Below are 19215 nucleotides of genomic sequence, written 5' to 3'. Positions count from 1 at the left end.
TTCTCGATCGGTTCACGGCCACAGCGCGTCGCGGGCCCAGCTCACACCCTCGACTTCCAGGCTGCGCCGGTACCGCACCCGCAGGTGCCGGCGGCCCGGATCGGCGTGCCAGAACTCCACCGTCTCCGGGACCAGACACCAAGCCTGCCAGGTGTCCTCGACGTAGGACGGATCGGCCTCCACCTCGGCCACCGACTCCCGCACCGCGGCGTCGTACTCCGCGACATCGGTGAGGATCTCGCTCTGCCGGCTCGCCGCGGCCACCGCACGCGCCGTCACCGAACGCTCCAGGAAGTCCCGTGCGCTGACGTCCGCGTCGCCGCGCACCACCGAACCCCGTACCCGCACCTGACGGCCCTGCTCCCGCCAGTAGAAGGTCAGCGCCGCAACCGGATCAGCGTCCAACTGCCGCGCCTTGGGTGAACGCCGGTCGGACGAGAACCACCATCCCGCCTCGGTGACGTCCTTGAGCAGCAGCGTGCGGGCATCGGGCGCGCCCGCCTCGTCCACCGTCGACAGCGTCGCGACGTGCGGTTCGACCACGCCGGCCGCGACGGCCTCCTCGAGCCAGTCCAGGAACAGGGCCACCGGATCGGCGGGCAGCGCAGTGTCCCCCGTGGCGCGGGGCATCGGGAGTCCGGTGGCGGGCGCGGTGGCCGACGCACCGGGAATGGCACGGATCCAACTACGGGTGTCCGGATACGACGCGCGGATCTGCCTGGCGGACATACGCGGAACCCTAGTCGTCTGCCAGAGCGTGCCGCCGTACGGCACGCTCGATTGCTGTGATGCGTCACACAGTCGAACCTGTGGATTCGTCGGTTGACGTCGCCACATCGAAGGAGTGCCATGCATCTTCCGCACACCGCGCACACGGATCCCTCGCCGAAGGATTCGCGTCGCGCGCTGGTCTCGAGCTTTCTGGGATCGACGGTTGAGTACTACGATTTCCTGCTCTACGGCGCCGCAGCAGGTTTGGTGTTTCCTGCGCTGTTCTTCCCGGAGACGATGGATCCGGTACTGGGGTCGACGCTCTCGTTCATCATCCTGCTCGCCGGTTACATCTCGCGCCCGATCGGCGGCATCCTCTTCGGGCACTTCGGCGACAAGTTCGGGCGCAAGAACATTCTCGTCATCACCTTGATGATGATGGGGCTCGTGTCCGTCGCAATCGGCCTCATGCCGACCTACGAGACGATCGGAGTGGCCGCTCCGCTGATCCTGGTCGCCCTCCGCGTCATCCAGGGCCTCGCCGTCGGCGGCGAGTGGGCGGGCGCCACCCTCATGGCTGCCGAACACGTGAAGCAGGATCGTCGCGGCCTCGCCGCATCGATCGCCGTCACCGGCGGCCCCACCGGGTCTGTCCTTGCGACTCTGATTCTGGCCCTGTTTGCAGGGCTTCCGGACGAAGAGTTCCTCAGTTGGGGCTGGCGCGTACCGTTCCTGCTGTCCGCTGCGCTGGTGATCGTCGGACTGTTCATGCGCTACCGCGTGACAGAGTCCCCGGACTTCGCCAAGGCTCGCGCAGCCGGTGAAGTGCACACCGGCACACCGATCCTCCGCGTTCTCGAGAAGTACCCCGCGTCCACGGTGTACGGGATCCTGGCCACGGCCGGACCGCTGTTCATGCAGGCGCTGCTCGCCGTCTGGGTCGTTCCGTACGTCGCGGCCCAGGGTGTGGTGCCGCGCCAGGACGCCCTCTACATGCTCACCTTCTCCAGCGTCGTCCACATCTTCGCGATCCCCTTCTTCGCCTGGCTCTCGGATCGATACGGACGCCGCCCGATCATGCTCGCCGGCGGGCTGGTTTCCGTCGTGCTCGTCTTCCCGATGTTCGCGCTGTTCAACTCCGACAGCTACTGGCTGGTCGCGATCGGCTTCCTGGTGGGCAATCCGATCATCCAGGCGTCGATGTACGGCCCCATCGGCGCTTTCCTCGCCGAGAAGTTCGAAACGCAGGACCGTTACACGGGTGTCTCCCTGACCTTCCAGTTCGGCTCCGTCCTCGGCGCCGGGACCGCACCGCTGATGGCGAACTGGCTCGTCGGACTCGGGAACGGCGGCCGTACCGACAACATCGCCTGGTACTTCATCGGGCTCATTGCACTGTCCGCCCTCGCAGTATTCCTGTCCAAGGAAACCCTGGTACGGACCAGCCGACCGGCCCCACGACCGGGCACCCGCGAATCCGTCAGTCCTTGACCGGACCCGACAGCATCCAGCGGTGCCCGAACGGGTCGATCAGCGTCGCGTTGCGGCGGCCGTGGTTCTCCGAGATCCACCGCTCCACCCTGCCGCCGGCGTCGCGGGCCCGTTCGAGCACCGCGTCGGTGTCGTCGACCGGCAGCATCAGGCTCACCGACGTGGCACCCGACTCCGGCGCGCTGAGCCCCATCTCCGGGAACTCCTCGGCCAGATAGATCATCCCGGACTGCAGCCGCAGCTCCGCGTGCCCGATCCGGCCGTCGTCCATCACGATCGGCTCGCCCACCACCTCGGCGCCGAACGCCTTCCGGTACCACTCGATCGCCCGCCCCGCCCCGCGCACCGTGAGATACGGCAGGGCGCCGGCAGCGGGGAGATCCGTCACGGGACGATCCCGGACGCCGTTCCGGACTGCGGCGAGCCGATGAGGGCCCACCGGTTCGACGTGAGGCGGAAGCTCGGCATGTCCGCGAGCGAGTACACAGACTCGTAGGTGCGCTCGTATGCGGTGTGCGCGATCTTCCACCGGCCTGCGGCGTCCCGCCGGTAGGTGTCCTCGTAGAAGGCCGCGCCGTGCATCAGCATCTGGTCGCCCGGCACCACGACGGTGTCGGACAGGTACCAGATCCCGGTCGCGGTATCACCGCTGACGTCGATCTCCGGGTGCCCGCAGTGGTGCTCGGTGATCACGTGCGGACCGAGGGTGTCCTGCAGGAAGGACACGAACGCATCCCGCGAATCGAACCGCAGGTGCTCGGCATACGTGGCCGTGGCATCGGGCAGGAGGGTGTCCGCGAAGTCGACCCACGACTTGGTGTCGAGGGCACGCACGTATCGGTACTTGAGCCGACTGATCTCGGCTATCGCCTCCAGATCCACGATGCCCGCCCTCCGCCCAGACCCGTACGGTACAAGTGCAGGCTAACCGTCACCACGGACGTATGGGGTCCGTAGTGCGATTATCGTTGCAGGGCAGCTACACCGCCGCGGCTCAGTCGAGCTCGGACGCGAGCTCCATCCACTGCTCCTCCGTGGCCTCCTTCTCGGCCACCACCTGCTTGAGCTCGGCGTCGAGCGCCATGAGCTTCGCGGGATCCGTCGCCGCCTCCGCCAGCTGGGCGTGCAGCTTCGCCTCGCGCTCGTCGAGCTTGGCGACCGCGCGCTCGAGCCGCGAGAGCTCCTTGCGGGCCGCCCGATCGGCCGCCCCGTCGCGGGCCACCCTCGGCGCGGACGCCCCGGCAGTGGACGCCACCGACTGCGCCACGTTCTCCGGCTTCTGCGCCAGCACCGCGCGCCGGCGCAGGTACTCCTCGATACCGCCGGGCAGGTTCGTCAGCTTGCCGTCCCCGAACAGCGCCCACGTGGTGTCACAGATGCGCTCGATGAGGTAGCGGTCGTGGGAGATGACGACCATCGTGCCGGCCCAGCCGTCGAGCAGATCCTCGAGCTGCTGCAGGGTGTCGATGTCGAGATCGTTGGTGGGCTCGTCGAGCAGCAGCACGTTGGGTTCGGCCATCAGGACGCGGGTGAGCTGCAGACGACGACGCTCGCCGCCGGACAGGTCGCCCACCGGGGTGCGCTGGCGGGCCGGCGCGAAGCCGAGCCGCTCGGCGAGCTGGCCGGCCGAAACTTCCTTGTCCCCCAGCGTGATCCGCTCGGCGACATCCTTGACCGCGTCCAGCACGCGCATGTCGGTGGGCAGGTCGTCGAGTTCCTGGCGCAGCCACCCGATCTTCACGGTCTGGCCCTCGATCCGCTTGCCCTCGGCCGGTTCGAGCTCGCCGGCGAGGGTGCGCAGCAGCGTCGTCTTACCGGAGCCGTTGACCCCGACCAGGCCGACACGCTCGCCGGGCGCGAGCCGCCACGTGAGGTCGTGGACCAGTTCGCGGCCGTCCGGCGTGGTGAGCTTGGCGTCCTCGAGTTCGATGACGACCCGGCCCAGCCGGCGCTTCGCGAACGACGCGAGCGCGATGCTGTCGCGCGGGGCGGGGACATCGGCGATCAACGCCTCGGCGGCCTCCACCCGGTACTTGGGCTTGGACGTGCGCGCCTGCGGTCCGCGCCGCAGCCACGCGAGTTCCTTGCGCGCCAGGTTCTGCCGGCGCTCCTCGGCGGCGTCGGCCTGCCGGGATCGCTCGGCGCGCGCGAAGATCCAGTCGTTGTAGCCGCCCTCGTAGCTCTCGACCTTGCCGCCCACCACCTCCCACGTGCGGTTCGCGACGGTGTCGAGGAACCAGCGGTCGTGGGTGACGACGACCAGGGCCGAGCGCCTCGACACCAGGTGTTCGGCCAGCCACTGCACACCCTCGACGTCGAGGTGGTTGGTGGGCTCGTCGAGCACCAGCAGGTCGAGGTCCTGCACCAGCGCCGCGGCCAGCGCGACACGCCGCCGCTCGCCGCCGGAGAGTCCGTCGACCCCGGCATCGAGGCCGAGGTTGTCGATCCCGATGCCCGCGAGGATGCTGCGGATCCGTGCGTCGCCCGCCCATTCGTGGTCCGCGACACCGAGCGGTCCGAGGACCACGTCGCCGACCGTCGCCCCCTCGGGCAGGACACCGCGCTGGGTGACGACCGCCATTCGCAGCCCACCGACGCGGCTGACCCGACCGGAGTCGGGTTCCTCGATGCCCGCAAGCACCTCGAGCATCGTGGTCTTGCCGCCGCCGTTGAGGCCGACGACACCGATGCGTTCACCTTCCTGCACGCCGAGCGAGACGGAATCGAGCAGCGGCTTGATGCCGAAGGACTTCGAAACCTGTTCGAGATTGATCAAATTCGCCATCAGTGGCTGCCTTCTTCCGGCTCGGGGTCGATCACGCGCGCGCCGGGCACGGGCCCGCTCGCGACGCGTACGGTGCGGCACACTCCCGCACCCGAGAGTTCCGCCCCCACCGCGACGGCCGCGTCGGCGTCCTCGCACAGGAACGCGCAGGTCGGGCCGGAGCCCGACACGATCCCGGCGAGGGCGCCCGCGGTGACCCCGGCACGCAGGGTGCGCCGAAGGTCGGGAGCCAGCGACAGCGCCGCCGCCTGCAGGTCGTTGCCGAGCAGCGGCGCCAGCGCCGCGGCGTCTCCGGTCGCGAGCGCGTGCATCAGGTCCGCGACATCACCGACCCGCGGCGGATCGCCCTCGTCGCGGAGACGGTCGAGTTCACGGAACACCGTCGGCGTCGACAGCCCACCCTTCGCGAGCGCCAGCACCCAGTGGAACGTGTTGCGGGAGAGCACCGGCAGCAGCTTCTCGCCGCGGCCGGTGCCGACGGCGGTCCCACCGTGCAGCGAGAAGGGGACGTCGCTGCCCAGCCGGGCCGCGAAACCGCTCAGCTCATCACGGCTCAGGCCCAGACCCCACAACTCGTCGAGCGCCACCAGCGCGGCGGCCGCGTCGGCGCTGCCGCCCGCCATGCCGCCGGCCACCGGGATGCCCTTCACGATCGAGATCTCGACGTCGGGAGTGATGCCCGCCTCGGCGGCCAGCAGCTCCGCGGCCTTCCACACCAGGTTCGTGCGGTCGGTCGGCACCGCCGCCGCGCCCTCCCCGCGCACCCGGACCGTCAGGGTCTCCGCGGGCACCACCGAGAGGTCGTCGCTGAGCGAGAGCGCCTGGAAGACCGTGCTGAGTTCGTGGTAGCCGTCCTCGCGCAGGTCGCCGACGGCAAGGTGCAGATTGACCTTGGACGGGGCCCGGACCGTAACGGGGCGTGGGACGACGGAAAGCACAATTTCCAACAATAGGCGCTCGGCGCGGGGTCACGAAAACGCACCTCAGACGCCACTTCCGCCTATCGCACGGACCGGACGCCGACGCCGAGTCCCACGACCGCGACGGTGACGGCCGCGACCACCCCCGAGAGCACGGCTCCGGATGCGAGATCGCCCGCGAACAGGGCCCGCTCCGCGTCGACCACGTAGCCGAGCGGGTTGATCGTGACGAGGGCGCGCATCCACCCCGGGGCGTCGTCGAGTGGCAGCATCGTGCCCGACAGGATCAGCATCGGGAACATCAACGTCTGTTGCACCACCCAGAACATCCAGTCCTGGTTCCGCACCGCCAGCGCGAGCGCGTAGGACAGCGCACCGAGCCCCACACCGAACACCCCGAGCAACACGATGCCGATCACGGCGCCGAGCGGATCGACGTCCAGGCCCAGCGGCAGCGCCACCAGGATGATCAGGATCGCCTGCGCGGCAAGGGGAACCATCTCCTTCGCGGCCCGCCCGATCAGCAGCGACGAGCGGTGCAGTGGCGTCACCAGCATCCGTTCGTGCGAGCCCTGCTGCATCTCCATCAGCAGGTTCGAACCGGTCATCGAGGTGCCGAAGATCGCGATCATCACCAGCACGCCGGGGATGAACCAGTTCCACACGCTCTCCCCCATCCCGGGGACGCTCTTCAACAGCGGGCCGAACAGGGCGAGCAGGATCAGCGGCTGGGCCAGGCTGAACACGACGCTCACCGGGTCACGCAGCGTGGGTCGCAGTTCGCGCGCCATGACAATGCCGCTGTCGCGGACGATGCCGGTCATGAGAGTGCTCCTTCGGGTCTGGATGTCGGATCGAGTCGAGGGATCGGCGGTCACGCCGCAGCGGTCTCGCGCAGGCTGCGGCCGGTGAGGCCGAGGAACACGTCGTCGAGGGTGGGGCGGGTGATCTCCGCGGTCGCGACGCGCAGGCCGCGCTCCTCGGCGACCCGCAGCAGCTCGGGCAGGGTCACGTCGCCCTGCCGCGTCCGCACCAGCACGGTGGCGCCTGTGACCTCGACGTCGCGGACCGTCACGAGCGTTTCCGCGAGACCCGCGACCCGGCTCGCCGCCCCCGGCTCGTCCAGCCCGATCGTCAGCAGGTCACCGGCGAGATCGGATTTCAGGGCGGTCGCGGTGTCGTCGGCGATCACCGTGCCGCGGTCGATGACGATCACCCGCTCGGCCATCGCGTCGGCCTCTTCCAGGTAGTGCGTCGTGAGCACGATCGTCGTGCCCATCTGTGCCCGGAGCCGCAGGATGTGCTCCCACAGGTTGGCCCGGCTCTGCGGGTCCATACCGGTGGTGGGCTCGTCCAGGAACAGCAGCGGCGGCCGGTGGACCAGCCCGAGGGCGATGTCGAGGCGCCTGCGCTGACCGCCCGACAGCGTGCTCACCTTGCGGACGGCGAGGTCCGCGAGGTCCAGGGCGTCGAGCAGTTCGTCGGCCCGGATCCCGGACGCCGCCTTCGTCATGCCGTAGCACTGGCCCTGGGTCACCAACTCGTCCCGCACCCGCTGGTTGTGGCCGGCCCCGCTGCCCTGCCCGACGTAGCCGATCCGGCGGCGGACCTCGTCGCGGTCGGCGCTGACGTCGAATCCGGCGACGCTCGCGCGGCCCGACGTGGGCGCCAGCAGTGTCGTCAGCATCCGCAGTGTCGTCGACTTGCCGGCCCCGTTCGGGCCCAGCAGCGCCACCAACTCGCCGTCGGCGACCTCGAGATCGACGTCCACCACCGCGTCCACCGTGTTCTTGCCCTGCTTGAAGCGTTTGGTCAACGCCTCCGTGCGGATCATCGCGTGCATGGTCCGTACCTCCCCGTTTTCGTGGTTCGTTCCCTCTCGCCACGAAAACTAGGAGCAATTGCGGACACCTAACGTCCGCAATCGATGGGATGCTGCGATGCATGCGGGAAACATCGGCACGATTGCTGCGATTGCTGTCCCTGCTCCAGACCCGCCGGGACTGGTCGGGCGAGGAACTGGCCGAACGGCTCGACATCACGCCGCGCACCGTGCGGCGCGACGTCGACAAGCTGCGCGGCCTCGGCTACCCGGTGGACGCGACGGTCGGCGTCGGGGGCGGCTACCGCCTCGGCGCGGGCGCCGAGATGCCGCCACTGCTACTCGACGACGACGAGGTCCTCGCAGTTGCCCTCGGCCTGCAGTCCGGCGCTACGGGGTCGGTCGTCGGGATCGGCGAATCGTCGGTGCGGGCACTGACCAAGTTGCGGCAGGTGATGCCGTCGAGGCTGCGGCACCGCCTCGAGTCACTGCAGGTGGACGTGGTGCACCGCGAGCCTGCACCGAGCGCCGTCGACGCATCGGTGCTGTCGGCGATCGCGTCGGTGTGCCACAACCACGAGCGGCTCCGGTTCGACTACCGCGCCCACGGCGGCAGCGAGAGCCGCCGTGAGGTGGAGCCCTACCGGCTGGTCCGCTCCGGGCTGCGCTGGTACCTGGTCGCGTGGGATGTCACGCGCGACGATTGGCGGTCGTTCCGCGTCGACCGTATGGAACCCAAGATTCCGACCGGCCCGCGATTCACGCCCCGCGAACTGCCGCCGGGTGGCGCCGCGGAGTTCGTCGCGCGCGGCGTCAGCCGGGCCGTAACGCAGGTCCGGGCGCGGGTACTGCTCGATGCGCCGATCGACGAGATCGCCCCGATGGTGGACGCCGCGTGGGGCACGCTCGAGCACGCGCCGGACAACCGCTGCGTCGTCGCGCTGGGCGGCGACTCGCTGGCCTCGATCGCGCGATGGCTCAGCGCGTTCGACGTCGACTTCACCGTGCTCGATCCGCCCGAGCTGCGCGACGAGTGCCGGCGCCGAGCCGAACGGCACGCCCTGGTCGCCGAGCGCTACCGCGGCGCCTGACCGGGCACGTCCATCCACATGCCACCGACATCGTTGCGGATCCACTCGACCTCGATCCGCCGGTCCGCGATGGCCCACCGGCCCTCCCGGCGCTCGAAGCGGTCGAGATACCGCAGCCACACGGTCAGGAAGTTGCGGGTGGTGTTGCCGGCGTCGGCCGCGCTGGTGTGCTGCGCCATGACGTACGTCTCGGCGTCTGCAGTGTCCAGGTCCGAATCACCGGCGAGTTCGATCAGCATGTTCCCGACGAAGTGGAACGTCCGGTCGAACAGGCCGAAGCCGGCAGGGTCACGGAGAAAGTCCATGAATTCGTCGACCCCGCCCTGGTAGAAGGGGGCGTAGTCGTTGTGGGCGTCGTCGAAGAAGCACGAGCGCACCAGGGCCCAATCGCGCCGGTCGACGCCGCGATAGTAGCGGTGGAGCACATCACCGATCTCGGCTCGATCGCTGAGCGCACGAAACTCGTAGGGCGTCACCTCGGTCCTTCCGTCGCGCGGGCGCGGTTGCCGAACCTTACTTCCGATTCGGTGCCGAGGCGACGATTCGGGCCCGGACACACGGAACGGGGCCCCACTCCCGAAGGTGTGGGGCCCCGTTCTCGTCGTCAACCCGGCTCAGCCGGGCAGATCCGAGTCAGCTCAGACAGCGGTGACGTCGGTGGCCTGCGGGCCCTTGTTGCCCTGGCCGACCTCGAAGCGCACGCGCTGGTTCTCTTCCAGGGTGCGGAAGCCGTTGGTCTGAATGGCCGAGTAGTGGACGAAGACGTCGGCGGAGCCGTCGTCGGGCGCGATGAAGCCGAAGCCCTTTTCAGCGTTGAACCACTTCACGGTGCCTTCTGCCATGTTTCTTTCTCTCCTCTTACACAGTGCAAACTCGGGAAACTCCAGGTCAGGGATTCCCGGGCCGGTGTTACTCGGCGGCTACGTCGCTCTCAGGAGAGAACTCGTCCGCCCGCAACTTCAGGATTTGCGAGCGTGGACTAACACAAACACAAAAACTACGACCGCCATCAGTCAACCACAACCAGCGCCGATACGCATCGGCTCGGCCCAGACGTGTCGCACATCTCGAATCAGCCCCTTGCCATCCATACCCCCTAGGGGTACCTTTCGAACTGTTCGACCAATACCCACAGGGGGTAGTGGTACCACAGAGGGAGACCACCATGAGCACCGCCGAATACACCGTCACGGGCATGACCTGCGGACACTGCGTCTCCTCGGTCAAGGAGGAGGTCGGCGCGATCGACGGCGTCTCCGACGTCGCCGTCGATCTGCCCTCGGGCCGCCTCACCGTCACGTCCGCCGCCCCGCTCGCCGACGCCGTGGTCACCGCCGCGGTCGAGGAAGCGGGATACGCAGCCCAGCCGATCTGAGGAATCCGATGCGCACGTCCACCACGCTCATCACCTACGCCGGGGGTCTCGCGGTCGTCTTCGCTGCGGCCCTCGGCGTGGGGACCGTCACGGGAAGCCCGATCGACATGACGAGCACACACACCGGCGGCCACGCGGCCGCCGACACCGAATCGGCGCCGAGCCTCCCCGCGGGGTTGCAGGTCTCGCAGGACGGCTACACCCTCGGCGAGATCGCCTCTCCCACCCGCGCCGGTGAAGCCGGCACGCTCAGCTTCCGTATCGAGGACGCCGACGGCGCCCCGGTCACCGAGTACGACGACCTGCACGAGAAGCAGCTCCACCTGATCGTCGTCCGCTCGGACACCAGCGAGTTCCTGCACGTCCATCCCACGCTCGGCGCCGACGGCACGTGGTCGATCGACTGGACGTGGCCCACCGGCGGCACCTACCGGGTGTTCGCCGACTTCCAGGCCAGCGGCGCCCCCGCACAGTTGACACTGGGGCGGGACGTCGACGTCGCCGGCGAACTGCAGCCGGCGCCGCTGCCGACCGCGTCGCGCGCCGCGACCGTCGACGGCTACACGGTAACCCTGGACGGCGACCTCACCACCGCGGGCGGCCCGCTGACGCTGACCGTCACGCAAGACGGCGTCCCCGTCACCGACCTCGATCCGTACCTCGGCGCCTACGGCCACCTGGTCGCGCTGCGCACCGGCGACCTCGCCTATCTGCACGTGCATCCCGAGGGCGAACCCGGCGACGGCGTCACCGCGTCCGGCCCGGACGTGACATTCCACGCGCAAGCCCCGAGCAGCGGCACCTACCGGTTGTTCCTCGACTTCCAGCACGAGGGCACCGTCCACACCGCCGAGTTCACCGTGCCGGTAGGCGCCAGCGAGCCCGCACCCACAACCGACGGCCACGAAGGAGGGCACTGATGACTACGGCAGATCTCGCAACCGGCCGTGACGGCACCGTCGAACTCGCTATCGGCGGCATGACATGTGCGTCGTGCGCCGCGCGAATCGAGAAGCGCCTCAACAAGATCGAGGGCGTCACCGCAACCGTCAACTACGCCACCGAGAAGGCCAAGGTGACCTTCGACGGCTCGGTCAGCACCGACGATCTGGTCGGCGCGGTCGAGAAGGCGGGCTACACCGCGACGCTACCGACTCCCCCGACCTCCGACGGATCCGGGCCGGCGGAGGATCCGCGGGACCGCGAACTGGATTCGCTGCGCACCCGACTGATCGTCTCGGCCGTGCTGTCGGTCCCCGTGATCGCGATGGCGATGATCCCGGCCCTGCAGTTCACCAACTGGCAATGGCTCTCGCTGACCCTGGCCGCGCCGGTGATCGTGTGGGCGGGACTGCCGTTCCACCGCGCCGCCTGGACCAACCTTCGCCACGGCGCCGCGACGATGGACACGCTGATCTCGCTCGGCACCGCGGCGGCCTTCCTCTGGTCGCTGTACGCACTGTTCTTCGGCACCGCCGGCACCCCCGGCATGACGCACGCCTTCGAGCTGACCATAGGCCGGATGGACGGCGCCGCGAACATCTATCTCGAGGTCGCGGCCGGTGTCATCACGTTCGTCCTCGCCGGACGGTACTTCGAAGCCAAGTCCAAGCGAACCGCCGGAGCGGCGCTGCGTGCCCTGCTCGAGCTGGGTGCGAAGGAGGTCTCGGTACTGCGCGACGGTGTCGAATCCCGCATCCCCGCTGAACAATTGCGTGTCGACGACCTGTTCGTCGTCCGCCCGGGAGAGAAGGTCGCGACCGACGGCGTCGTCGTGGAGGGCAGCTCCGCGGTCGACATGAGCATGCTGACCGGCGAATCGGTACCCGTGGAGGTGGGGGCGGGCGACGACGTCGTCGGCGCCACCGTCAACGCCGGCGGACGCCTCGTGGTGCGCGCCCGCCGCGTCGGCAGTGACACCCAGCTCGCGCAGATGGCCGCCCTCGTCGAGGACGCGCAGAACGGCAAGGCCGACGTCCAGCGGCTCGCCGACCGCATCGCCGGCGTGTTCGTCCCGATCGCGATCGCGATTTCCGTTGCCGCCCTGGGCTACTGGATCGGTACCGGCAACCCGCTGCAGGTGGCGTTCACCGCGGCCGTCGCGGTGCTCATCATCGCGTGCCCGTGCGCCCTGGGCCTGGCGACGCCGACGGCACTGCTGGTCGGCACCGGCCGCGGAGCCCAACTGGGCGTGCTGATCAAGGGACCCGAGGTCCTCGAGACCACCCGCGGTGTCGACACGATCGTGCTCGACAAGACCGGCACCGTCACCACCGGCAAGATGACCCTCGTCGACGTGGTGACCGCCGACGGCGTCGACCGCGACGAGGCCCTGCGTCTGGTGGGTGCGCTCGAGAACGCGTCCGAGCACCCGATCGCACAGGCGGTCGCCGCCGGTGCCGCCGATGCGGTCGGAACCCTGCCCGGCGTAGAGAATTTCGTCAACGTCGAAGGCAAGGGCGTGCAGGGCGTCGTCGACGGTCACGCCGTGGTCGCCGGACGCGAGAGCCTGCTCGCCGACTGGTCGCTGCACCTGTCGGAGGATCTCGCAGAAGCGAAGCAGAGTGCGGAGAAACTGGGAAAGACCGCGATCGCGGCCGGCTGGGACGGACAGGCTCGCGCCGTGTTCGTGGTCGCCGACGCGGTCAAGGACACCAGCGCCGACGCGATCCGGCGGTTCAAGGAGTTGGGGCTGACCCCGGTCCTGCTCACCGGCGACAACGAGACGGTGGCCCGCACGGTCGCCGCACAGGTCGGCATCGACACCGTCATCGCCGAGGTACTGCCCGGCGACAAGGTGGACGCCATCAAGGACCTGCAGGCGCGCGGCAAGGTGGTCGCGATGGTCGGCGACGGCGTCAACGACGCCGCAGCACTCGCCCAGGCCGACCTGGGTCTGGCAATGGGCACCGGCACCGACGTCGCGATCGAGGCCAGCGACATCACCCTCGTGCGCGGCGACCTGCGATCGGCCGCCGACGCGATCGAGTTGTCCCGCAGGACCCTCGGCACCATCAAGGGAAACCTGTTCTGGGCCTTCGCCTACAACGCGGCGGCGATCCCGCTGGCCGCGGCAGGCCTGCTGAACCCGATGCTCGCCGGTGCCGCGATGGCGTTCTCGAGCGTGTTCGTGGTCAGCAACAGCCTGCGGCTGCGACGGTTCCGTCCGTCGAGCTGAACGCACCCCGCCCACGACAGGGGCCCGGCGCCGTCATCGAGACGCGCCGGGCCCCTCGGCCGTCGGAGGTCAGCCTCGCCAGGCCTTGTCGAGCAGCATGATGCCGGTGGCGGTCGGGACCACCCCGTGCACGTCCTTCTGCCAGGACACGTAGATCATGACCGAACTGGTCGGCACGCTCGGCATCGTCTCGTTCCACTCCGTCTGGATCTCGCCCAGCACGCCCCGGATCTCATCGTCGCCGTCCGCGGCCTGCAGCTTGTCGAGCAGCGCATCCATGACCGGGTTCGAGTAGCCGGAGAAGTTCGACGTGGAACTGCCGTCCAACGTCGTCTGCAGGCCCAGGAACGGAATCGACTCGTAAAGACCGATTCCCGCGTGTGCCATGTCGTAGTCGTGCTGGACGTACACCTGCTTGACGATGTCGCCCGCGTTGTTCGCGTTGATGATGTTCACGGTGAAGCCCACCGCCTGCAGCAGCGACTGCACCGCGAGGCCGATCGCCTGCTCGTTCGGCACCTGCAGCACGACGTAATCGAGGCGGCCGTCGTAGCCGTCAGCCTTCGCCTCGTCGAGCAGCTTGCGTGCAGCATCCGGGTCGTACGGCAGGGCATCCACGTCGGTGGCCCACCGCGAACGCTCGTCGAACAACGCCTTGCCCGGCAGACCCAGACCGTCGTCGCCGCGCTGGCCGACGAGCTCCGGATCGATCGCGAGCGCGATCGCCTTGCGCACCCGGACATCCGCGCCGGGGCGGCCCTCGCGGTTGTTCACGAGTTCGGCGCCGCCGCTGTTGAGGATGCTGAAGTAGCCGGGGTAACCGGCGTCGATCGCGTCGTAGATGGCCGACGGGTTACCGCGCAGGAAGCCGATGTCGATGCCGTTCGTCTTCATCGACTCGAGGTTCTCGCGCGAACCGCTGAGCGCGACGAACTTCAGCTTCTCGGCGCTCGGCTTGCCGTTCCAGTAATCGGCGCGCGCGGTGAGCACCCGCTCCTCGTTGGGGGTGTAGCGCTCGAGCACGAACGGGCCGGCACCGATCGGCTTGAAGGCCTCGCCCTCACCGGCGCCGGGGGCGACGATCATGCCGTGCCCCAGCGCGAGCATCGACGGGAAGGTCGGCCACGCGGTGCGGAGGCGGAACTCGACAGTCTGCGGATCCACCGCCGTCGTCGATTCGACAGCCTCGAGCCACACGGCGGCACCGTTGCCGCGGCCGTTGTTGTATCGGTCGATGCTGGCCACCACCGCGTTCGCGTCGAGTGGCGTGCCATCGCTGAACGTCACGCCCGGACGCAACTTCAGCGTCCACACCGTGCCGGCGTCGTTCGCCGTCAACGACTGCGCCAGCCGCGGCTCATACTCGTTGCTGTCTCCGTCGTAGCGCAGCAGCACGTCGTAAACCGCCGCCAGTTCGTCGCCGCCGCTTCCGCCACGGGCCGCGGTCTTCGTCGGGTCCAGGACCGCCGCGAGCGCCTGCACGCTGAACGTCAGCTGCGCCACCGACCCCGTGGTGTCCGAGGCCTGCTCCCCGACCATGCCCACCGCGGGTGGGGTTCGGGTGTCGCCGCTGCTCTCCGCACTCGCACAGCCCGCGAGAGCGAGCGCACCCACAATCAACACCGCTGTCAGGCTCTTGCCGAACCTCGTCCTGCTACCCACGCACCCTCCAGTCACCCAGGTGTGACGCCCGCCACACATTGGCGCAGACGTTAACCGGTGACGGAACGCACGGAATGCCCGTTCCCATTGAGTGAGAATTTGCCTCGAGCAGGAACTTCGACCGTGTCAGCGACGCCGGCCGGATTCCCGACAGACCCGGCCGGCCGTCACGGAACCCGCCCTACGGGCGCACCGTCTCCGTGCACACCGTGAACAGTCGCTCGTCGTGGACGAAGCCGCCCTCCGAGCACTGGTCGACATCCGTCGCGCCCTCGATGATCTCCACCGCACGCTCGACGCTCACGGCCGTCGAGTCGTCGCAGTCGACACGCTGCGGTTCGTCCTCGCCGTCCGGCAGACTCATGCATCCGCCGATCACCCAGTCGATGTCGAGGCACAGCGCCCCACGCTCGCTGCCCCACTTGGTCTCGTAGTACACCTGGTCGACGTCCGACGCGCACTGCGCGTTCTTCGCCGCCTTGGCGACCACCCGGTAGTTGGATTGCTCGCTGCCGCAGACTGCTTCGTCGATGGTCGCGTCGTCCGTGGTCCCCCCCAGCCGCACGCAGTCGCCGATCTCGACGTCGATGTCGACCGACCCACCGCGGTCGCTACCCTGCTGACCAGCCACCGATGTCGGGGCCGAGACCGAGGTCGAAGCCACCGTCGAGGACGTGGCGTCGGCAGCGGCAGCGCTGCCCTCGACCGAGGATCCACATCCAGCCACCGTCAACGCCGCAAGCGCGACCACGACAGCACCGGACCGCCGCACTACCGCCCGAATTCCCTTGTTCACAACCACATTCCTCGAAGCAATCGATTGTCCGGGAGCGATCTCCCGGTGGCCCGACGGGCCGGACCACCGTTGCATTCTGTCCCACTGGACTGGACGCCGCGAAAACAGACCGACCGATCGCCCGAAACGGTGCCGCCAATCACGCTCCGGAGCAGACCGGACGTGGGCTGGTCAGGGCTGCACGGATGCCAACCGCACGAACGCGGCAGCGTCGAGCTTCTCACCGCGCGTGGAGGGCTCGATGCCGGCGGTGACGAGGCGTCGCTCGGCCTCGGCGGGCGATCCGGCCCAGCCGGCCAGCGCCGCGCGGAGCGTCTTGCGGCGCTGCGCGAATGCCGCATCGATGACCGCGAAGACCTTGCGGCGGTGGTCGGCGTCGATCGGCCACGGCGCGTTCTCGTAGCGGTCCACCCGCACCAGACCGGACTCGACCTGCGGCACCGGCCAGAACACCGCGCGACCGACGTGTCCGGCGCGCCGGACGGTACCGAAGAAGTTGGCCTTCACACTCGGCACGCCGTACACCTTGTTGCCCGGAACCGCCGCGAGACGGTCCGCGACCTCGGACTGCACCATCACCAACGCGGTACGCAGGCTCGGAAACTCCGCGAACAGGTGCAGCAGCACTGGAACGGCGACGTTGTAGGGCAGATTCGCGACCAGCGCGGTGGGCTCGCCCGGCACCTCGTCGGGCATCACGCGCATCGCGTCGGCGCCGACGACCGACAGCCGGTCCGCCAACTCGGGCGCGCGGTCCGCGACCGTCGCGGGCAGCCGCGCCGCCAGCTTGGGGTCGATCTCGACGGCGATCACCTTGTCGACCACGTCGAGCAGCGCCAGCGTCAGCGATCCCAGACCCGGACCGACCTCGAGCACGGTGTCCTGCGGGCCGACGCCGGCGGTCGTGACGATGCGACGCACCGTGTTGGCGTCGTGCACGAAGTTCTGACCGAGCTGCTTGGTGGGGCGCACCCCGAACTCTTCTGCGAGGGCGCGGACCTCGGCGGGGCCCAGGAGGGCAGCCTGGCCTCGTGGGCGAATGGGGGGCGGCACGGCGTCTGACACCTGAAGAACCTAACGCACGCGGGTCGCGATCAACGCAGGCCCAGCTTGCTGGTACACGACGGCCACGCACCCCAGCCCTGCGTCGCCTGTGTGCGGCTGGCGATCGCGATCTGTTCCTCGCGGGTCGCGAGGTCGGCGCGCGGCGCGTACTTGAGGCCGCCCTGCCGCTCCCACGTGTTCTGGTCGAACTGGACGCCACCGTAGAAGCCGTTACCAGTGTTGATGGCCCAGTTGCCCGTGGCCTCGCACTGTGCGAGCGCGTCCCACGTCGCGCCGTTCTCCACCGGCGGCACCTCGGTGCCCGGCTTGGCGCCCACCCGCACCACCTTGGGCTGGGCCGGCACCGTCACCGTCGCGGACACGCGCTCGCGACCCGTCTCGTTGCCGTTGACCAAGTTGACCGTGTACGTGACGTCCTGCACCCCGGCGACACCCGGGTTCTCCACGACCGTGCGGCTCATGTTCATCGTCGGGTCCTCGATGCGCTGCTCCGGCGGCGCGACCGGCTCGGTGACCACGCGTTCCTCGACACGACCCCGGGTGACCGTGATCTCCATGCCCTCGGCCAGCGCGGCGTCCGCCGCGGGCTCGACGGTGTCGGCCTGCTCGAGCGGGGTTCCGTTCGCGGCGAGGAACTCCCCCACCGTCGGCGCCGCCAGGCGGACCTCGGCGGGCGCGGACGCGCCGTCGACCAGGCGCACGGTCCGCGGATTCAGCACATCGATGTCGGCGCCGTCGAGCGGCAGACGCTGCGCGCGGGACGCCGAGACGTGCACGTCACCCGCGAGCCGGAACTGGTTGAGCGCCTCGTCCACCGTCAGCGCGGTGGTCCAGACGGTACGGGGCTCGCCGTCGACGGTCAGCATCACCTCGCGGCCGCGGCGCAACACCACGGTGTCGCCGTCGTGCAGACCCGATTCCGCCGCGGGGGCGACCACATCGTGCTCGCCCAGCGAGTAGCCGGCGGCCGCAAGCGCACCGTTGACATCGGACGACATCGTGCCCACGCTGACCAGTTCACCGTCGACGTCGACGGTGACCGTCTTGTGCTGCGCGATGGCGATCCCGCCACCGGCCGTGAGGGTCACGAGGGTCGCTGCCACCACGCCGTACAGCATGGGTGAGCGACTCGAGTTGATCTTCGACAGCGGTGACATCGGGATTCCTTACCGGAGACCTAGTTTGCTGGTGCACGACGGCCAGGCACCCCAGCCCTGCGCGGCCTGAACCTTCTCGGCGACCGCGATCTGCTGTTCGCGTGTCGCGCGGTCGGCCGTCGGCGCATACTGCGTGCCGCCGTACGCCGCCCACGTGCTCTGACTGAACTGGAGGCCGCCGTAGTAGCCGTTGCCGGTGTTGATCGCCCAGTTGCCCGTGGCCTCGCACTGTGCGATCGCGTCCCACGTGGATCCGTTGCTGACGGCCGGGACGGTGGGCACGGGCTTGGTGCCCACTCGGAGAACCGTCGGGGCGGGCTCGCGGACGACGGCGGACGACAACTCCTGGCGGCCGGTTTCGACCCCGTTGACGGTCTGGACGGTCACGGTCACCGTGCGCTCGCCCGGCACACCGTGGTTGTCCACCGCGGTCTTGCCCTCGGTGAGCTGTGGATCGTCGACCCGGCGCTCCGGCGCGGCGATGGGCTGCGTCTCGGTGCGGGTCTCGGTGCGACTGCGGGTGACAACGATCTCGAGCCCGTCGGCGAGCGGGGTCTCGGGTGCCGGAACGACACTGTCGGCCTGCTCGAGCGTCGCATTGGTGGCGGCCAGGAACTCACCCACCGTGGGCGCCGCGACGCGGACCTCGGCCGGCGGCGCACCACCGTCGGAGATCTTCACGGTCTTGGCGTTGACCACGTCGAGCTCGACACCCTCGAGCGGAATCCGCTGACCGCGCGACGCCGACACGTACGCGTCCCCGGCGAGCGCGAGCTGACGCATCGCGTCGTCGACGGTCAGCGCCGTCGACCACACCGTGCGGCGCTCACCGTCGACCGTCAACACGATCTCGCGGGCGCGGCGCAGGACGACGGTGTCGCCGTCGGACAGCTTGGCGTCCGGGCCCGGCGCGACGACGTCGTGCTCACCGAGCGGGTAACCCGCACTGTCCAGAACCGACCCGACCTCGGAGCGCAGCGTGCTGAGCGCGATCGTCTCGCCGTCGACGTCCAGCGTGACCTTCTTGTGCTGCGTGACGACCAGTCCGCCACCTACGAGCAGGGTCGCGAAGAGAGCGGCGACCACGACGTAGAGAAGAGGCGACTTGGCGGTGTTGATCCGAGCAAAAGGCGACACGAGGAGTCCCAAGGCTGACGACAGG

Annotated in this window: 19 protein-coding genes; 5 read left to right on the top strand and 14 right to left on the bottom strand. The window is 69.3% G+C overall.

Annotated elements, in window-relative coordinates:
* Positions 1 to 12 precede the first annotated feature (12 nt).
* Positions 13 to 729 carry a pyridoxal 5'-phosphate synthase gene (locus tag DEU38_RS00960; protein WP_114718255.1) on the bottom strand — a complete coding sequence of 239 codons (717 nt, stop codon included), beginning with the start codon at positions 727 to 729 and terminating at the stop codon, positions 13 to 15.
* Between the two features lie 120 nt (positions 730 to 849).
* Between DEU38_RS00960 and DEU38_RS00955 the strand changes: the two genes are divergently transcribed.
* A complete protein-coding gene (locus DEU38_RS00955) occupies positions 850 to 2202 on the top strand; it encodes an MFS transporter (RefSeq protein ID WP_114718254.1) in 1353 nt (450 codons plus the stop codon).
* Here the strand turns inward: DEU38_RS00955 and DEU38_RS00950 are convergent.
* From DEU38_RS00950 to DEU38_RS00925, 6 genes are all read right to left on the bottom strand, one after another.
* Positions 2192 to 2590 carry a VOC family protein gene (locus tag DEU38_RS00950; protein ID WP_114718253.1) on the bottom strand — a complete coding sequence of 133 codons (399 nt, stop codon included), beginning with the start codon at positions 2588 to 2590 and terminating at the stop codon, positions 2192 to 2194. The two genes, DEU38_RS00955 and DEU38_RS00950, sit on opposite strands and share 11 nt — an antisense overlap.
* A complete protein-coding gene (locus DEU38_RS00945) occupies positions 2587 to 3084 on the bottom strand; it encodes a nuclear transport factor 2 family protein (RefSeq protein ID WP_114718252.1) in 498 nt (165 codons plus the stop codon). Before DEU38_RS00945 ends, DEU38_RS00950 begins: the two co-directional genes overlap by 4 nt.
* Before the next feature lie 112 nt (positions 3085 to 3196).
* Positions 3197 to 4987 (bottom strand): ABC-F family ATP-binding cassette domain-containing protein, encoded by a 1791-nt coding sequence (locus tag DEU38_RS00940; RefSeq protein ID WP_114718251.1) that lies wholly within the window; start codon positions 4985 to 4987, stop codon positions 3197 to 3199.
* Positions 4987 to 5925 carry a 4-(cytidine 5'-diphospho)-2-C-methyl-D-erythritol kinase gene (locus tag DEU38_RS00935; protein ID WP_114718250.1) on the bottom strand — a complete coding sequence of 313 codons (939 nt, stop codon included), beginning with the start codon at positions 5923 to 5925 and terminating at the stop codon, positions 4987 to 4989. Before DEU38_RS00935 ends, DEU38_RS00940 begins: the two co-directional genes overlap by 1 nt.
* A 62-nt stretch (positions 5926 to 5987) precedes the next feature.
* The gene (locus tag DEU38_RS00930; protein ID WP_114718249.1) at positions 5988 to 6731 is read right to left on the bottom strand and encodes an ABC transporter permease; all 744 of its coding nucleotides are present in this window, start codon (positions 6729 to 6731) and stop codon (positions 5988 to 5990) included.
* Between the two features lie 50 nt (positions 6732 to 6781).
* Positions 6782 to 7741: an ATP-binding cassette domain-containing protein gene (locus DEU38_RS00925; RefSeq protein WP_114718546.1), complete on the bottom strand. Its 960-nt coding sequence runs from the start codon at positions 7739 to 7741 to the stop codon at positions 6782 to 6784.
* Positions 7742 to 7851: 110 nt separating this feature from the next.
* Between DEU38_RS00925 and DEU38_RS00920 the strand changes: the two genes are divergently transcribed.
* Entirely contained in the window at positions 7852 to 8820 is a 969-nt protein-coding gene (locus DEU38_RS00920; protein WP_114718545.1) for a YafY family protein, read from the top strand.
* Here the strand turns inward: DEU38_RS00920 and DEU38_RS00915 are convergent.
* Both DEU38_RS00915 and DEU38_RS00910 read right to left on the bottom strand, forming a co-directional pair.
* Entirely contained in the window at positions 8805 to 9296 is a 492-nt protein-coding gene (locus tag DEU38_RS00915) for a nuclear transport factor 2 family protein (RefSeq protein ID WP_114718248.1), read from the bottom strand. The two genes, DEU38_RS00920 and DEU38_RS00915, sit on opposite strands and share 16 nt — an antisense overlap.
* A 162-nt stretch (positions 9297 to 9458) precedes the next feature.
* Positions 9459 to 9662 carry a cold-shock protein gene (locus DEU38_RS00910; RefSeq protein ID WP_031940068.1) on the bottom strand — a complete coding sequence of 68 codons (204 nt, stop codon included), beginning with the start codon at positions 9660 to 9662 and terminating at the stop codon, positions 9459 to 9461.
* Positions 9663 to 9985: 323 nt separating this feature from the next.
* On the opposite strand from DEU38_RS00910, the gene DEU38_RS00905 reads away from it, so the two are divergent.
* The 3 genes from DEU38_RS00905 to DEU38_RS00895 are packed head-to-tail and all read left to right on the top strand — an operon-like array spanning position 9986 to position 13373.
* A complete protein-coding gene (locus DEU38_RS00905; RefSeq protein WP_114718544.1) occupies positions 9986 to 10195 on the top strand; it encodes a heavy-metal-associated domain-containing protein in 210 nt (69 codons plus the stop codon).
* A gap of 8 nt (positions 10196 to 10203) precedes the next feature.
* A complete protein-coding gene (locus DEU38_RS00900; protein ID WP_114718247.1) occupies positions 10204 to 11115 on the top strand; it encodes a DUF748 domain-containing protein in 912 nt (303 codons plus the stop codon).
* Positions 11115 to 13373 (top strand): cation-translocating P-type ATPase, encoded by a 2259-nt coding sequence (locus DEU38_RS00895; protein WP_114718246.1) that lies wholly within the window; start codon positions 11115 to 11117, stop codon positions 13371 to 13373. The genes DEU38_RS00900 and DEU38_RS00895 overlap by 1 nt, the downstream gene beginning before the upstream one ends.
* A gap of 69 nt (positions 13374 to 13442) precedes the next feature.
* Here the strand turns inward: DEU38_RS00895 and DEU38_RS00890 are convergent, their stop codons facing one another.
* The 5 genes from DEU38_RS00890 to DEU38_RS00870 all read right to left on the bottom strand — a co-directional run bounded on the left by DEU38_RS00890 (position 13443) and on the right by DEU38_RS00870 (position 19190).
* Positions 13443 to 15035, bottom strand: a complete 1593-nt coding sequence (locus DEU38_RS00890) for an ABC transporter substrate-binding protein (protein ID WP_114718245.1) — start codon at positions 15033 to 15035, stop codon at positions 13443 to 13445.
* Between the two features lie 181 nt (positions 15036 to 15216).
* Positions 15217 to 15837 carry a hypothetical protein gene (locus DEU38_RS00885; protein ID WP_254622836.1) on the bottom strand — a complete coding sequence of 207 codons (621 nt, stop codon included), beginning with the start codon at positions 15835 to 15837 and terminating at the stop codon, positions 15217 to 15219.
* A 165-nt stretch (positions 15838 to 16002) separates the two neighbouring features.
* Entirely contained in the window at positions 16003 to 16896 is an 894-nt protein-coding gene (rsmA, locus tag DEU38_RS00880) for a 16S rRNA (adenine(1518)-N(6)/adenine(1519)-N(6))-dimethyltransferase RsmA (RefSeq protein ID WP_114718244.1), read from the bottom strand.
* A gap of 29 nt (positions 16897 to 16925) precedes the next feature.
* Entirely contained in the window at positions 16926 to 18053 is a 1128-nt protein-coding gene (locus tag DEU38_RS00875) for a resuscitation-promoting factor (RefSeq protein ID WP_114718243.1), read from the bottom strand.
* Between the two features lie 9 nt (positions 18054 to 18062).
* Entirely contained in the window at positions 18063 to 19190 is a 1128-nt protein-coding gene (locus DEU38_RS00870; protein WP_114718542.1) for a resuscitation-promoting factor, read from the bottom strand.
* Positions 19191 to 19215 lie beyond the last annotated feature (25 nt).

It is taken from the genome of Rhodococcus sp. AG1013 (assembly GCF_003350365.1).
Lineage (GTDB): Bacteria > Actinomycetota > Actinomycetes > Mycobacteriales > Mycobacteriaceae > Prescottella.
Note: the sequence above shows the minus strand (reverse complement) of the source record. Positions and strands in the feature narration are given on the sequence as shown.